This is a genomic window from Halomonas nitroreducens (assembly GCF_003966155.1).
In the GTDB taxonomy this organism is placed as follows: Bacteria; Pseudomonadota; Gammaproteobacteria; order Pseudomonadales; family Halomonadaceae; genus Halomonas; species Halomonas nitroreducens.
The window spans coordinates 15324-30741 of the sequence record NZ_RXNS01000019.1 but is presented as its reverse complement, the minus strand read 5'-3'; the positions used below and the strand labels follow the sequence as shown (position 1 = coordinate 30741).

16 protein-coding genes and 2 pseudogenes are annotated in these 15418 nt (G+C 62.7%); 12 read left to right on the top strand and 6 right to left on the bottom strand.

Annotated elements, in window-relative coordinates:
* Positions 1-641 precede the first annotated feature (641 nt).
* The 5 genes from EKG36_RS17205 to EKG36_RS17185 all read left to right on the top strand — a co-directional run bounded on the left by EKG36_RS17205 (position 642) and on the right by EKG36_RS17185 (position 4245).
* Positions 642-1283, top strand: coding sequence for a hypothetical protein (locus EKG36_RS17205; protein WP_126486346.1), 642 nt, complete (start codon positions 642-644; stop codon positions 1281-1283).
* Between the two features lie 149 nt (positions 1284-1432).
* A complete protein-coding gene (locus EKG36_RS17200) occupies positions 1433-2512 on the top strand; it encodes a YncE family protein (protein WP_126486344.1) in 1080 nt (359 codons plus the stop codon).
* 100 nt (positions 2513-2612) lie between these two features.
* Positions 2613-2831 carry a cation efflux transmembrane domain-containing protein gene (locus EKG36_RS17195; protein WP_221766114.1) on the top strand — a complete coding sequence of 73 codons (219 nt, stop codon included), beginning with the start codon at positions 2613-2615 and terminating at the stop codon, positions 2829-2831.
* Positions 2832-2969: 138 nt separating this feature from the next.
* Positions 2970-3428 carry an ATPase gene (locus tag EKG36_RS17190; RefSeq protein WP_126486342.1) on the top strand — a complete coding sequence of 153 codons (459 nt, stop codon included), beginning with the start codon at positions 2970-2972 and terminating at the stop codon, positions 3426-3428.
* Positions 3429-3522: 94 nt separating this feature from the next.
* The gene (locus EKG36_RS17185; RefSeq protein ID WP_126486340.1) at positions 3523-4245 is read left to right on the top strand and encodes a cytochrome c biogenesis CcdA family protein; all 723 of its coding nucleotides are present in this window, start codon (positions 3523-3525) and stop codon (positions 4243-4245) included.
* A gap of 188 nt (positions 4246-4433) precedes the next feature.
* Here EKG36_RS17185 and EKG36_RS21040 read toward each other — a convergent pair whose 3' ends face one another.
* The 3 genes and pseudogenes from EKG36_RS21040 to lgt all read right to left on the bottom strand — a co-directional run.
* Positions 4434-5072 carry a L,D-transpeptidase gene (locus tag EKG36_RS21040; protein WP_342774457.1) on the bottom strand — a complete coding sequence of 213 codons (639 nt, stop codon included), beginning with the start codon at positions 5070-5072 and terminating at the stop codon, positions 4434-4436.
* A complete protein-coding gene (locus tag EKG36_RS21035; protein ID WP_342774455.1) occupies positions 5062-5421 on the bottom strand; it encodes a L,D-transpeptidase family protein in 360 nt (119 codons plus the stop codon). The genes EKG36_RS21040 and EKG36_RS21035 overlap by 11 nt, the downstream gene beginning before the upstream one ends.
* Positions 5406-5894: pseudogene (lgt, locus tag EKG36_RS17175) on the bottom strand (prolipoprotein diacylglyceryl transferase); the annotation flags it as partial. The gene EKG36_RS21035 and the pseudogene lgt, both read right to left, overlap by 16 nt.
* A 432-nt stretch (positions 5895-6326) precedes the next feature.
* Here lgt and EKG36_RS17165 point away from each other — a divergent pair.
* The 6 genes and pseudogenes from EKG36_RS17165 to EKG36_RS17140 all read left to right on the top strand — a co-directional run bounded on the left by EKG36_RS17165 (position 6327) and on the right by EKG36_RS17140 (position 11742).
* Positions 6327-6596: a methyltransferase family protein gene (locus tag EKG36_RS17165; protein WP_246007549.1), complete on the top strand. Its 270-nt coding sequence runs from the start codon at positions 6327-6329 to the stop codon at positions 6594-6596.
* Between the two features lie 222 nt (positions 6597-6818).
* On the top strand, positions 6819-7073 hold the full coding sequence (locus EKG36_RS17160; protein WP_126486338.1) for an SHOCT domain-containing protein: 255 nt from the start codon (positions 6819-6821) through the stop codon (positions 7071-7073).
* Between the two features lie 106 nt (positions 7074-7179).
* Positions 7180-7377: pseudogene (locus tag EKG36_RS21125) on the top strand (heavy metal-binding domain-containing protein); the annotation flags it as partial.
* 111 nt (positions 7378-7488) lie between these two features.
* A complete protein-coding gene (locus tag EKG36_RS17150) occupies positions 7489-8805 on the top strand; it encodes an ATP-grasp domain-containing protein (protein ID WP_126486336.1) in 1317 nt (438 codons plus the stop codon).
* A gap of 69 nt (positions 8806-8874) precedes the next feature.
* A complete protein-coding gene (locus tag EKG36_RS17145; protein ID WP_185827595.1) occupies positions 8875-10170 on the top strand; it encodes an aspartate kinase in 1296 nt (431 codons plus the stop codon).
* Between the two features lie 378 nt (positions 10171-10548).
* The gene (locus EKG36_RS17140; RefSeq protein WP_126486332.1) at positions 10549-11742 is read left to right on the top strand and encodes a tyrosine-type recombinase/integrase; all 1194 of its coding nucleotides are present in this window, start codon (positions 10549-10551) and stop codon (positions 11740-11742) included.
* Between the two features lie 106 nt (positions 11743-11848).
* Here EKG36_RS17140 and EKG36_RS17135 read toward each other — a convergent pair whose 3' ends face one another.
* On the bottom strand, positions 11849-12733 hold the full coding sequence (locus EKG36_RS17135; protein WP_126486330.1) for a LysR family transcriptional regulator: 885 nt from the start codon (positions 12731-12733) through the stop codon (positions 11849-11851).
* Between the two features lie 107 nt (positions 12734-12840).
* Here EKG36_RS17135 and EKG36_RS17130 point away from each other — a divergent pair, with 107 nt between their 5' ends.
* The gene (locus tag EKG36_RS17130; RefSeq protein ID WP_126486328.1) at positions 12841-13344 is read left to right on the top strand and encodes a lactoylglutathione lyase family protein; all 504 of its coding nucleotides are present in this window, start codon (positions 12841-12843) and stop codon (positions 13342-13344) included.
* A gap of 176 nt (positions 13345-13520) precedes the next feature.
* Here the strand turns inward: EKG36_RS17130 and EKG36_RS17125 are convergent, their stop codons facing one another.
* Together EKG36_RS17125 and EKG36_RS17120 are read right to left on the bottom strand one after the other, a co-directional pair.
* Positions 13521-14501: a sugar kinase gene (locus EKG36_RS17125; protein WP_126486326.1), complete on the bottom strand. Its 981-nt coding sequence runs from the start codon at positions 14499-14501 to the stop codon at positions 13521-13523.
* Between the two features lie 136 nt (positions 14502-14637).
* The gene (locus tag EKG36_RS17120) at positions 14638-15408 is read right to left on the bottom strand and encodes an SDR family NAD(P)-dependent oxidoreductase (protein ID WP_221766112.1); all 771 of its coding nucleotides are present in this window, start codon (positions 15406-15408) and stop codon (positions 14638-14640) included.
* Between the last annotated feature and the right edge of the window lie 10 nt (positions 15409-15418).

Below are 15418 nucleotides of genomic sequence, written 5' to 3'. Positions count from 1 at the left end.
GTCATGCCCGTGGTCTATTGTTGAAGGTGGCATCTTGCTTCTTGCCTCAGGAATTGCCATCCATGTATCAGCGCTCCACATCGCCCCATGTCCGACCTCTCCTGTCCCTGAAGGGGATCAGGGTCGCGTTGGTGGGGTTGGCAGTACTCTTGGCCGTGCTGCTGAGCGGGCACACCCTGGCTGCCATGGAGCCGATAGACCCGGCCGGCGTCGTCCGGCACAACGTTCCCGCCACGACCGTGGCCGATGTCGGGGAGCGAAGCGACCATCACTGCCAGCACGATGAAGGCCCTGTCGCCTCGGGCTGGAGGCTGGCCCACGGCAAGCGCCAGGAGCCCCAAGGCGATAGTGGTCCCGCCATCAGCATCACGCTCCCCTGCCCTCGTCCGATCACGACGGTATCCATCAAGCCATCTCGTCCAGGCCATACTGCCTGTCTTCCTCTCTTCCTGCTGACGCAGCGCCTGCGTCCCTGAGCCCCCCTGTCCGATAAGCCCAATCGGCGACACTAGCAGCATTTGTGCGCTTGATCTTTCTAGACGCTTATACCCCGCACCTGGGCCTGGACAGTGCCCGGGCACTGCACCGGAGAGGACAGGACAATGACAAACGATCGGGGCCATCGGCTCGACATGACCATATTGCTGGTGATGCTCTTCCTTCCAGTCGCCACCGTGGCGAACGAGGATCATGATCCCGCTCGACAGGAGACTGGTGAGACATCCTCGTCGGCGTCTTCCGAGCCAAAGCCCCTCGAGCAGCGCGTCGCCACTCTCGAGGAAGAGCTGGCCAGAGTCGAGGCGAGCCTGGAGAGACTGCAGCCCGACATGATCATGATCATGCCGGATTTCGCCGAGCGTTTTCATGTCATGCACCGAGCCGGCGATGCCGGCGACTGGGCCGTGGCCAATCACGAATTATTGACGATGCAACAGATCATCGAGCGGATGCAGCGCTTCGATCCCCAGAACGGCGCCCTGCTCGACAACTACATGTCGGGACCTCTGAACAAACTCGCGGAATACATCGAGGATAATGACCGGGAAATGTTCGGCCAGGCGCTCGAGCAGACGGTCCAGGTCTGCAACGCCTGTCATCAAGCAGTAGGGAGTCCCTTCATCCGAGTCACGCTTGAACCCCCGGAGGCACTGAACATGCGCCACCCCCATCAGCTCCAGCCAAGCGAAGCTCCCCGCGAGCATGCCCACGGCGACGCGCATGAGGCCATGGGTGACCATATGCCCGAGGGAGAGCATGAACAGGCAACCGAAGATGATCACTAGCTCCACATCGATGCGCCGCATGAGGAGCCCCCGTGGTCGCTGCGTCTCCCGACGGTCACGGTCTCCTTGACGATCTCCAAGACATCCCGACCGTCTGCCGGCGGTCACCCATGCCCCTGCGACACCTCAACACCGAGGACATGCATCTCATGAAGAACTCTCTGCACAGACCTTGGCTGGCTAGTCTCATTGCCGGCATCGCCCTCGGAGCCTCGACGACCGGCATGGCGGCGAGCGACCGAGCATTCGTGCCGATGGGGACGGCAGATGCCGTAGCCATCATCGACCTGGAGCATCAGGAGGTGGTATCGACCGTAGTCGATACGATCAATACACACGGCTCCGCCCTTACGCCTGACGGACGACAACTCATCGTGGGGAGCCTTTCCCCTCATGATGCCGGTAGCGAGATCGCTCGTCCCGAGGGGGTGACGGAAGACGAGCACGCCTCCCATCATGGCGACGGCGGCACAGCTTCCACGAAGGCCGCGAGTACCGGCCTGCTTTACGTCGCCGACACGGCCACGAGCCGAATCATCAGGACACTGGAGGTGCCAGGGCCCGTGCATCATGTGCTGGTTACACGCGATGGAAGCCATGCGGTCTCGACCCATCCCACCGGCGGAGGCATCAGCGTGGTGTCGCTGGAAAGCGGCCAGGTGATCGCCTCCTTGGCCACGGGGCCGAACCCGAACTACCTGGTTCAGCACGAGGAGGGGGGTAGCATACTGGTCAGCAACGCCGGTAACGGCACCATCAGCGAGGTCGATCCCCAGCACTGGTTCGTGCAACGCAATATCCGCGTCGGCGGGAACCCCGAACACATGGTGCTCTCGAAGGACGGCAAAACCCTCTACGTCAACGATGATGCCGGGGGAAGCGTCCTGGCGGTGGATCTGACGACAGGCAGTGTGGCGGACGATTATGAGATCGGCACGGCGCCTCACGGCATCGACCTGAGCCCGGATGGCCGGAGACTCTATGTGACGAGTCAGGGCGATAACCGCCTCGTCAGGATATCCCTCGAGGATGGCGCACGGCATGCCGCCGAGCTGGCGCCGGCCCCCTACCATCTCGCCGTGGCGCCCACCGATGGTCGGGTGCTGGTTACCAGCCGGGAAGAGCCCCGGATGTGGATCCTCGACCCAGATTCCCTCGAGGTACTCCAGGCGGTGGAACTGGAGGGCATCGGTCACCAGATATCGCTCAGCGATTCGCGCTCCCGGTGAACCCGCAGCACCCCCAAGGCACGCTTCAGCTAGCGCGCCAATTCCCGGGCGGCGGTGGCGCGAGGTCTCACCAGACTGTGGCATGTGACAGGAGGCGGCCTTGAAAAGTGCCACGACAGGCCACGCTCATGCGGGCCATCTGCCCCTGAAGGGGCGTGGCATGGCCATCTCGGCCTGGTTGACCGTGATCGAGCTGGGCATCGGCCTCTGGACCGGCTCCATTGCCGTGCTCTCGGACGCCTTCCACAGCTTCTCCGCCGTGGGAGGCCTCCCGGTAGCCGTTCTCGCCTCCCGGGTTACCCAACGGCCAGCCGATTGAAGTGAGGCATACCATGCGCTGAGCCAGCTGGAACCGTTATCCGCTCGACACCGAAACTCGCGCGGAGACACGCCACCATCATTACCGATATCCTGTCCTTGAGGGCAGGCATCTTCCCTTGAACCACGAGGACGCAGTATGCATGTCGAAACCTTCCAGGATCTCATCGACTGGACCCGGGAGCTCCATGGCTTCCTGGCCAAGTGCCTGCGGCACTGCGCCGACCGGCAGGAGGAGCCCCGTGCCAGGGCATTGCTTCAGTACCTTGCCGCCCATGAGGCGAGCCTGGAAAGCACCGTGGCAAGCTTCGAACGGCAGGCCGACCCGAAGGCTCTGCATACCTGGGTCTATGACTACCTGTCCCACACCCCCATCTCTGCCCATCGGGAGTGTGACCTGCCCTACGCCGAAATGGGTTTCGACGAGATCTGTCGTGAGGTGTTCGCCTTCCATGATCAGGCCATCGAGCTGTATCGTTATCTGGAAGGCCGCGCCGAGATTCCCGAGGCACGCACCTTGATCCAGCAGTTGCTGAAGATGGAGGAGCACGAGGCGATGCGGCTCGTCCAGCAGGCCAATCGCGCCCGGGACCTCTAGGCATGGCCCGGCCAGCAGGCACCGTCCATGCCTCCCTGGCCGGCCCCCGGCGGCCAACGGCCAGACATCCATACACTTCAGGTAGACTGTCCCCGTGGAAACGCTCTCCTCTATCGGCCTGATCGGCGCCCTCTTCGGCGGGCTGCTATCGTTCTTCTCGCCCTGCACCCTGCCATTGCTGCCCGCCTATCTCTCGGTGGTCACCGGCGGCAGTGCCGGCAAGACGGACCGGCGCTTCGAGGCGTTGCTGCTCAGCAGCTTCTTCGTCTTCGGCTTCAGCGTGGTCTTCATCCTGATGGGCCTGGGCGTCACCAGTATCGGCCAGCTCCTTCGCGGCTACCGCCAGGAGCTTAACTGGATCACCGGCAGCATCGTCATCGTGCTCGGCCTGTTCATGACGGGCGTGTTCCGACTGCCCGTCCTGCAGCGCAGCTTTCAGTGGTCGCCGGAGCTGAGAGGAGGCTCCCCCATGGCGGCGACTTTCTTCGGCATCTCCTTCGCCATCGGCTGGACGCCCTGCATCGGCCCGATCCTGGGGGCGATCCTGATGGCCACCTCGACCACCGCCAACGCCCAGGCCGGCATGCTCTACCTGGCGACCTACTCCCTGGGCCTGGCGCTGCCCTTCCTGGCCAGCACCCTGCTGCTCAACAAGTTCAGCCACTACCGGGGTCATCTCGGCAAGTGGAGTGCCTATGCCCGACCGGTCGCCGGCGTGATCCTTATCCTCATGGGGTTGCTGATCGTCTCGGGCACACTGACTCGGCTCTCCAGCATCCTGGTGGACTGGTTCCCGGCCCTGGCCACGATCGGCTGACGGCACCGAACGGCCCGCTTGCGTAGAGGCACCTGAGACGTCTCAGGTGCCTCGCCGTTCACCGCGGCGACATTCGCGGCATGCTCCATGTTACCGCGCCAGGCTCGCCCAACACGTTGCTGAAGGCCATGGCCGCCGGTTAAGAGAACCAACCGTCCTACGATTGGCGGCAGTTCGCTGCCGGGGCGTCACACTTCAGGGGCTTCGAGAAAGCCCTGCTGGCCCCCCAGGTGTTCGTTGATGCTGCCGGTCTCGCTCTCCGTATCGGCCACCACGGGTTCGGGTTCCGGCACCGGTCGGATGGCGATGACCTGGCCATCGGGCACATCCAGCACGCCGCGCAGCTGTTGATAGTCGAGGGCCATGGATTCTCCATCGGCAGACTGACCCAGCAACATCAATGCCTCCAGCAGTTGCGCCATGCCGTTCTCCTGTACTTCCAGCGGCTGGTAGGCCTGCACATAGGGCATGCCCGCGTGCCAGCCGGTCTTGATCGGTTGATCGATGATGTTGACCTGGGTGCCGCCGGGGACCCGTGCGAAGAGTGATTCGATGTCCTCGGGGAACATGCGGATGCAGCCTCGGCTGGCACGCATGCCGATGCCGTCCGGCCGGTTGGTGCCGTGGATCAGATAGCCATCGAAGCCGAGCAGGATCGCGTCGTCGCCGAGGGGGTTGTCCGGCACCGGGGGGACCACCGCGGGGGCCTCCTCACCGCGCGCCACCGCTTCCTGACGCACCGACTCGGGCGGGTACCAGGCAGGGTTCTCGATGCGCATGGTGGTCTCGGTATTGCCGAGCGGAGTGTCGAAGCCATCACGACCGATGCCGATGGGATAGGTCTCGACACGCGGTGCCCCCCTCCTCCACCTCCGGGTAGTAGTAGCGGCGGAGTTCGGCGAGGTTGATCACGATGCCCTCGCGGGGCACCGGCGGCGGCAGGCGCTGCGCCGGGATCACCACCTCGGTGCCCTCCCCGGGCATCCAGACGCTGACATCGGGATTGGCGCGACGAATCTCCTCGTACCCCAGATTATGCTCGCGGGCGAGGTCGAGCAGCGTCTCCTCGGCACCCGCTTCGACGGTATCGTCCTGCCCGATGAGGTCGCCCCGCTCGGGCAGCGGGTAGTGGCCCTTGGGCCAGTCGTCTGGCGCCCCAGCCGCCGCGACAGCCACCAGAGCACCGCAAACAGCACCACGCCTTCCAGGGCAAATTCGTAGAGCGCCGAGGGGTTGCGTGGCGCCGATCCCATGTGGGGGAACGCCATGGCCCAGGGGAGGTCGCTGATCCGCCCCGGCAGTTCATGGTTGATGAAGTTACCGAGACGCCCGGCCCCCAGACCGATCGGCACCATCGGCGCGATGAAGTCGGTGAGCTGGAAAAAACCGAGACGGTGCCTGCGGGCAAACAGCAGGGCAGCGACCAGGACACCGGTCAGGCCGCCATGGAAACTCATGCCTCCCTCCCAGAGCCTGAACAGCCAGAGCGGGTTGGCCAGGAACTGTTCCATGCCATAGAAGAGGACATAGCCCAGGCCTCCGCCAAGTACCACGCCCAATGCCCCGTAGAAGATCAAGTCACCGATGTCGTCCTGGCTCAGGCCCAGGTGGTGGGCGCGATGGCGGCCCAGCAGCCATGTCGCCACGAATTAGCCATGGCGCTTCCCGTCATGGCACCTCGGTTTATCACTGCCTGCGGCACGCCAAGTGCCCTTCCCGCCCCATCGCCGGTTGCAGTCTACCTTTTGACTCAACGCTTCAGGGTCTAAGTCAACCCCGTTTCCCTAGCCCTGCGATTCCAGACATAGACGCGCTATAGGCATTCATGCCCCGCCCCACATCGTCTCAGGCGCCGACATGGGGGGCACCTGTGCCTGTGAAGCGATTCCCGCCAAGAGAAGAGCATGCATATTCGCAGGCACGACCGCGCCCCTCGTGCCGGTTATGGCTTAGCGGATGTCACGATGAGGCACTTATGAATGCACTGTTTGACTTCCTGCTTTGGGCAGCGATCCTCTTCTTGATGATGCGCTTTGGCTGTGGTGCCCACGGCATGGGGCATCGCCATGGCAGGAGCAAGCATGGCGACGATAGCCCTGGTGACCAGTGGACTCTATGCCCTGGTACGGCATCCCCAATACAGGGGGTTGTTCATCGCCTTGTTCGGCGAAGGCGTGGTGCATTGGCCGACGCTATTCTCGGTTGGCCTGTTTCCGGTGATCGTGCTTGCCTGTACCTGGCTGGCCCATCGCGAGAAACGGCAGATGCTGGCCCGGTTCGTGACGCCTATCGCACCTATCAGCGTCGAGTACCGATGTTCATTCCTCGCTGGGGGCAGTGGCGGAAGCTAGCGGATACCTCTCGCAACCCCCACGATGAGCCGGGGGTTCACTAACCTACTGTATTCACATATCAACCCACGCCTGGGGCGTTGATTCCATTCCACCAAAGAGGCCGAAAGCTGACCGGGATCAAGAACCGCATGCTTTCATCTCTATCTTATCTTTACCCTTGTGCTACCCACAGGTTTTATCCTGACATCAGGGTGACTCAACACAAAAGGAGATCCGACCATGTGGGGCGACATGATGGCGTATATGGGGAGTTACGGCTGGGGGCATATGCTCTTCGGCGGGCTCATGATGGTGGTGTTCTGGGGCGCCGTCATTGCCTTGGCCGTTTTGCTGGTGCGTGGCCTGAGCCGAGGCAGGGGGGAGGCCATTTCTCAACAGCGGCCAACGGCACTGGACCTTCTGCAAGAACGCTACGCCCGCGGCGAGATCGACCGCGAGGAATACGAGCAACGCAGGCACGATCTGCGGAGTTGACGACGCTGCATAGACGTCATGGCACCGCCCATGCGGGAAGCGAACCGCTTCGCGGCGGCAGCAAGTACGACAAGGTGCCCGCCGGGCATACCGGCGCGTCTACACCTGCCCCATGCACCCCGAGGTGCGACAGACCACTCCCGGTGCCTGCCCACTGTGCGGTATGGGGCTGGAGCTGGAATCGGAGGCAGTCGGCGATGAAGGGCCGAATCCCGAGCTGGTCGATATTTCCCGACGTTTCTGGGTCGCGGCCGTGCTCACGCTCCCGACCCTGATACTGACAATGAGCCCTTACCTAGATTGATGAGCCAGGGCGTGATCGCCATGGCGCGATGCTTATGACTTCCCCGAGACGCCCCGGGCAACCGCCGCCTCCCGCGATGACCGTGCTAAGGGCCACCGGCTGGGAACTGCGATGACGAAGAACATCTTTGTCCTGGGCCTTGATGACTTCAACCTGGCGGAGATGCGGGCGCTGCCAGCCGCCGCCGACTACCGCTTTCACTCGCTGTTCGGCCACCACGAGGTCAAGGCCAGACCCGAATTCCCGGTCAGGCGACTCTACGAGGAATCGATCGAGCGACTCGAACACTTCCCGGGCCCGATCGATGCCATCGTCGGCTACTGGGATTTCCCCGTCAGCACCCTGCTGCCGCTGCTGTGTCGCCACTTCGACCTGCCAACGCCTTCGTTCGAGGCCGTGCTCAAGTGCGAGCACAAGTACTGGAGCCGTCTCGTGCAACAGCGTGTCGTTGCGGACTGCATCCCCCCCTTCTGTGTGGTGAACCCCTTCTCGGACCGTTATCGGGATCAGATCGACCTCGATTATCCTTTCTGGATCAAGCCGGTACGGGCCGCCAGCTCCATCCTAGGCTTCATGGTGCGCAATGATCGGGAGCTGGAGGGGGCCATCGAGGCGATCAGAGCGAAGGTGTTTCGCTTTTCCCGGCCCTTCGACTACCTATTGGAATTCGCCGACCTGCCACCCGAGATCGCCGCGATCGACGGAGCCCACTGCATCGCCGAGGGCATCATCTCCCGAGGCAGGCAGTGCACGCTGGAGGGCTACGCCTACCGGGGCGAGGTGCAGGTCTACGGCGCCGTCGACTCGATTCGCGAGGGCCAGCACCGCTCGTGCTTTTCCCGTTACCAGTACCCCTCTTCCATTCCGGCCCGCGTCCAGCAGCGCATGTGCGATGTCACCGGCCGCTTTCTCCGTGAGATCGGCTTCGATCACGGGCCCTTCAATATCGAGTTCTACTGGGACCGCCACCAGGATCGGATCCAGCTCCTGGAGATCAACAACCGGATCTCCAAGTCCCATTGCCCGCTGTTCCGCCATGTCGACGGCCTCTCCCATCATCAGGTGATGCTGGACCTGGGGCTCGGCCGGCACCCCGACTTCCCTCACCGCCAGGGTCCCTGGCGATTGGCCGCGAAGTTCATGTGGCGACGGTACGGGAATGCCAGGGTGACGAGGGTGCCTGACCACGCGGAATGGCGCCGCCTGCAAGAGCACTTCCCCAGTGCCCAGCTACAATTGCATGTCCAGGAGGGGATGAGACTCTCGGAACTGAAGGATCAGGACAGTTACAGCTACGAGATCGCGGTTATCTTTCTCGGCGCCGACAGTCAGAAGGCGCTGTTGCAGAAGTACGCGCGTCTGCTACAGCTGATGCCACTCGAAATGGTACCCCTCGAGTGTTCGACGACGGGCCCGGCGCTGGCCTGAACGTCTCTGTGACGGCTGCGGCTCGAACGTCGCATCCGCCCCGACTCGACCAGTATGCACAGGTGCGACATGACCCAGATCTTCAAATTCGGCGGGGCCTCGCTCCGGGATGCCGACGACATCCGCCACCTTGGCCACCTGATGGCCGATTTCCCCGGGCGCCCGCTGGTCGTGGTCCTGTCCGCCATGGGCAAGACCACCAATGCCCTGGAAGCGCTTCTCGACGCGGCCCGAGGGAACGATGAGGCCAACTACCGCGAACGACTCGAGAACCTGCGGCGCGACCATCTCGCGATCGTCGGCGCGCTGTTCGGCTCGAAGGCAAGCCCCGTGGCACAACGAGTGGAAGCGCTGATCGCCGAGCTGGATCAGCACCACCGGACGCTTGCCAAGCACGCTCGTCCCTTCCATTACGACCAGACCATCGGCTTCGGCGAGCTCATGTCCACGACCATCGTGAGCGCCTGGCTCGAGGCGAGCGGCATCGCCACCCGGTGGCAGGACGCCCGAAGGCTGATTGTCACCGATGACTGTTACCAGGCGGCCAACGTCGACTGGGCCGCCACCACCGAACGGTTGCGAGAGCTGGCGTGGGACGATTGCCGGCTACTGGTCACCCAGGGCTTTCTCGGCGGGACTCAAGACGGGCAGACGACCACCCTGGGCCGCGGGGGCTCCGATTACAGCGCGGCGATTCTCGCTCACTGTCTGGAGGCCGAGCGGGTCACGATGTGGAAGGACGTGCCGGGGCTCTTCAATGCCGACCCTCGACGTTTCGACAATGCAACTCAGCTGGAGCACATTTCCTACGCCGAAACCATCGAGCTGGCCTGGCATGGGGCCAAGGTGATTCATCCCAAGAGCCTGGCTCCCCTGCAGCGCAAGAGGATTCCGCTGACGGTGCGCTCCTTCAAAGCGCCCCGGACACCGGGCAGCACCATCGACGCCGATCCCCGTCATGACGGCGACGTCCCGATTGTTATCCTGCGAGAGGCGCAAATTCTGCTGACGCTCTACCCTCGGGACTTCGCCTTGATGGATGAAGCCCACCAGCACGACATCCTCGGCCACCTGGTAAGGGTCGGTGTGCATGCCAGCATGATCGACTCCGCCGCCATGCGCGTCTCGCTCTGCCTGGACCGCCCTACCGGTCGGCTCGAGGCGCTGGTCGAGGCACTCTCCGCCGACTACCGGGTGGTGCGCCGGAACAACCTCACCCTGCTCACCGTTCGCCACCCTGATGACGGCCTGCTCGAGGGCCTAAGCGCCGGGCGCGACTGCCTGGCCGAGCGCCGCAACGCGGATACCGCCCAGCGACTCTTCCCCGGCGACCAGTGCCCGGAGAGTTGGCACCTTCCGACCTGAGACTCATCGATGCGATGCCAACGGGGCCACGCGGTTACAGGATCGAAGCCGCCGAGTAGAGAGACAGCAAGCCAAAGGACCGGTGTATGCCAGTGAAAGCCACTCACTGCGTTTGGGTTATGGGAGTATAGAAAAAGAAAAAGCCGCTGATCTCAGCGGCTTTTTCGAACTTCTTGGCGGAGTGGAAGTCCGCATACATTGCTTCCAACCACTTCCAATACAAACCTACAACCTACTGATTATTCAGCATTAACCTTCTTTTTTGTCCAAACACGTCCAATCCAGTCAAGCTGAAACCAGCCCAGGAGTGTGGGTCAAAGTGTGGGTCTGGGTGTGCTAATCTGCTCGGCATCACGCAGCGGTGCAAGGAGGCAGCTCATGGGCAAGCTCACCAGCAAGGCGGTACAGAAGCTCGCAAAGGAAGGCAAGAAAGGCATGACTGGCGATGGCCAGGGGCTATACCTGCAGATCACCGCCGGAGGGTCTGTAAGCTGGATCTATCGCTTCAAGCTACAGGGCAAGCAGCGCTACATGGGGCTCGGCAGCTATCCGTACGTCAGCCTTGCTTTGGCACGTGAGCGTGCTGGGGATCACCGTAAACTGGTCAAGAACGGTCAAGACCCCATGGAAGTCAACGTCGAGCAGGAACAAGCTGGCGAGGCGACGCCCTCTTTCACCAGCTGTGCTGCTCGCCACATCAAATCTCACCGCCGTAGCTGGCGGAACGCCAAGCACGCGCGGCAGTGGGTCAGCACGCTCAAGGCGTATGCCAGACCGGTAATCGGTTCCATGCCGGTCGATGAGGTCACCACCCAGGACGTCCTGAGGATCCTGTCGCCGATCTGGACCAGCAAAACCGAGACGGCGAAGCGTGTGCAAGGACGTATTGAGAACGTTCTCGACTACGCCGCAGCGCACAGCTACCGGGACCCTGTAAATCCTGCCCGCTGGCGTGGTCACCTCGACAAGCTGCTGGCCAAGCCGGCAAGGGTCAAGAAGGTGACACACCACCCCGCCATGCCCTACGAGGATGTCGCTAGCTTCATGGCCGAGCTTCAAGGCTATGCCAGCATCTCCTCCAAGGCACTGCAATTCCTGATCTTCACAGCTACGCGCACTTCAGAGGTCCTGCGCGCTGATTGGATGGAGATCGACCTCGACAATGAAACCTGGACGATCCCAGCTGACCGGATGAAGGCACGCCGCGAACACCGTGTGCCGCTGTCACGGCAAGCGGTGGAGCTGTTGGCCCAGCTGCCGAAGGTACAGGGCAATACACACGTATTCCCCGGCGCTCGTTATGGTCGCCCTCTCTCCAACATGGCCATGCTGCAGCTGATGCGCGGAATGGGGTATGGCGTCGGTGGCGAACGTGGCAACTACGTACCCCACGGCTTCCGCTCGAGCTTTCGAGATTGGACGGGCGAGGTCACCAGCTATCCCCGTGATGTCGCTGAGATGGCGCTGGCTCACACCATCGAGAACAAGGTGGAGGCGGCCTATCGCCGCGGCGACCTCTTCGAGAAACGGAGGTCGATGATGCAGGACTGGGGAAATTTCATTCAGCCGTGACTAATGATTCAGTATCCCGACAGTTAATGCTCAATATCCTAAACCAATTCTTTGACTTGCCTGGCAAGACCCTGCACCGTATCCGCAACTGGCCGCCCATAAGCCCCTAACCTGACTGGGGACTTACCAAACGGGCATTGAGCCATTTGAGGGCTCGATTGGCACGGGCCGAGAGTGGCCACTCGGCGCGATGCAGCAGCCACAGGCTATCGACCACCTCCGGTGAGCCCTCGACGACGCGAATCGCCTCGGAGGCCACGAACGCCTCTCGGGCGAAGCGTGGCAGCACGCTGAACCCCAGCCCTTCAGCCACCGGTGCTAGGATCAGCCCGATCTGATTGGTGAAGCCGCGACAGGGCAGATGGCGTACACCGGGATTCCCCGGGAACCAGCGGCTCAGCAGCCGCGTCGCCATATCGTGCCCATCCGGGTGATCGATGAAGCCTAGCCGCGCCAGGTCATCCCATTCCTGCACCCTTTCGCTGGCAGGTACCACCAGCTCCAGCTCTTCTCGTGCGAACAGCGACACCGCTAGACGCGGATCCTCCGGCCGTTGAGTGACAAGCCCCAGCTCAGCGCGGTTGTCGAGCACGGCATCGATGACCTCCGCGGTCGGGGCAAAGCGATGACGTATAGAAAGCCCCGGGGCCTCGTGCTGCAACGCCAGCAGGTGCGGGTAGATGGCAAGCCCGATGCTGCCGGGAGTAATGAGGCTGAGTTCGCCCTGCGTCGCGTCATCGCCGGTCAGCCGCTGCTGCAGGCGCTGGTCGGCGGCCTGCATCTCGTGCACGTAGCCGAGAAGTGCATGGCCCGCTGGGGTCAGTTCCAGCCTGCGAGACTGGCGCAGCATCAGAGGCCCGAGCCGCGCCTCCAAGTGCTTGATATGTTGGCTGACTGCGGCCTGGGTCAGGTCCAGGCGCTCGGCGGTTCGGGTAAAGTTGCCAATCTCCACCAGGGCCTCGAAGGTGCGCAGCCACTGCGGCTGTAGCATAAGCATTTCTTGTCGTCATCATAACGGCAGGATGGTTCTGATTATGATCGTCAACGCCTAGCATGGCCAGCGTGACAACCGCCCACGACCCAACAGGAGTGCTTGCCATGAGCCAGGTCTATCCCCGCACCTTCTCCCACATCGGCATCTCGGTTCCCGACGTCGAGGCCGCCCTCGCCTTCTACACTAAGGTCCTCGGCTGGTACGTGATCATGGAACCGACCACCATCGTCGAAGACGACTCTGCGATCGGTGTAATGTGCTCCGACGTCTTCGGCCCCGGCTGGGGCTCGTTTCGCATCGCCCACATGTCCACCGGCGACCGGGTCGGTGTCGAGCTCTTCGAGTTCAAGGACCAGGAAAAACCGGAGAACAACTTCGAGTACTGGAAGACCGGCATCTTCCACTTCTGCGTCCAGGACCCTGACGTGGAAGGCCTTGCCGAACGCATCGTCGCCTCCGGCGGCAAGCAGCGCATGCCGGTGCGTGAATACTTCCCCGGTGAGAAGCCGTTCCGCATGATCTACATGGAAGACCCGTTCGGCAACATCCTCGAGATCTACAGCCACAGCTATGAGCTGACCTATTCCGCTGGGGCCTACGCCTCCTAGGCTTGCCGAAACGACACGACATTCACCATGTAAAAATGCCCGCTCTATAGCGGGCATTTCCGTTTTCTGATAGAAGCTCTAAGGTGCTCTCAGTATCAGTACTGAAGATTTTGACAAAGCCTGAGGGGATTCAAACGCTTTGAAAAGAACTTTCCTATGACCTCCTGTAGGCGTGCTCATGAGATATCAGGCAGTATGCCTTCCAGGACCGTCAGACGTTCACAAGTCGGCAACCCCTCCATGTCTCCGATCACCTGAACAGCCTGAGCGCCAATCAGGTTGCCTCGCCACAAGGCCTTGCGCGGGTCTTGGCCATCCAGCAAGGCGCTGATGACGCCGACCGCAAATCCATCACCGGCGCCTACCGTATCAATGACTCGGTCTACTGGGCAGCCGGCAACGATGAAGCTTTCCTCCTGACCGCTCAGGATGCCACGGTAATAGCTGCCCTCTGGGCCCAGCTTGATGATAACCGCGCTAACTCCTCGGGATAGATAGAAATCGGCAATAGCCTCAGGGTGTTCTCGCTCTGTGAGGAGCCGGCCCTCGGCCAGGCCCGGCAGGACCCAGTCGGCACCGACTGCCAGCCGGTTCAGGGTCTCGCGCATCTCCTTATCACTGCCCCACAGTCTAGGCCGCAAGTTGGGGTCGAAGGAGATGCTCGCACCTGCGGCCCTGGCGCGCTCGAAGAAGCGGAATGAGAGTGCACGAGCGCTTTCGGAAAGGGCAGGCGGGATACCGGTGGCATGCAAGTGACGCAATGCCGCGATATCGACAGCCTCCGCATCATCTGGCGACAGGTGGCTGGCCGCACTGCCACGCCGGAAATAGGTAACGTTTGGGTCAGTGCCTTCCTGGGCGCGTTCCTTGAACAGCAGCCCCGTAGGATGTTCCGGGTCCACCCCCAGGTGGCGACAGTCCACGCCTTCGGCCTCCAGGGTGCGGCGAATGAACGTGCCGAAGACATCCTCTCCCACCCGACTCAGCCAACCCACCTTAAAGCCGAGACGGGCCAGCCCGATGGCAACGTTGTTGTCGGCACCAGCGATGCGCCGCGTGAAGCGTTCGATCGTCGAGAGCTCCCCATGGCATTCGGCCACGAACATCGTCATGGCTTCCCCAAACGTGAGGAGTTCAGGGGGCGCCGAGTGGGTCATAGATAACCTCTGATTTCAGGAAAAGAAGCGGTGTCGACTCACTACAAGACAGGTGTCTCAAGCCATGGCCGCCCATCACTCCAACATGTCGAAGAGACGTAAGCAGTCCCTTTCTGTGGGACCATGCCAGGGAGGGTCAGTACACCGCCCGGCCACCGGAAAGGTCGAAGACGGCCCCGGAGTTGAAGGTGCAGGCCTCTGACACCATACAGGCCACCAGCTCGCCCACTTCATCGGGCCGCCCCAGTCGCCCCTGAGGAGACTTGTCGATCATGGTCTGCACGTGCCCGGGGCTCATCTGCCCGAGCAGCTCGGTATCGATGGCTGCCGGGGCCAGCGCGTTGATGCGCAGCCCCGTGTGGGCATGCTCCCTGGCAAGCGACTTGGTCAACGCCATCACACCGGCCTTGGCCGCGCTATAGGCCGATGCATTGGGTGCCCCCTCCTTGCCGGCCAGCGACGCCATGTTCACCAGCCAGCTGGTCGGCCGCTCCAGCAGGAGGGGCACGAAGCAGCGGCAGACCTCGAAGGTCCCCATAAGGTTGACGTCGACGACCCGTCGCCAGATGTCAGGATCGCTGTCCACCAGAGGCTGCGTCGGACCAGCCATGCCGGCGCAGTGAATCTGGATGTCGATGCCGCCACTCTCCGCCAGGATGGTGTTGGCGCAGCGGCGCAGTGCCGCGGGCCGGGTGACATCGACCGTCAGATGACGAGACAGCGATTTGTCGGGCTCGGCATCCAGCACCCAGACGGTGGCGCCGTCACGCGCGAGGCGCGTGACGATGGCACGACCCAATCCGCGCCCGCCGCCCGTCGCCCGTCGCCCGTCGCCCATCGCCACGGCGACCTTGTGCCGGAAATCATAACGCGGAAGATCCGCAGCAGGGGCGGCGACATCGTCCACAGACGTGCTT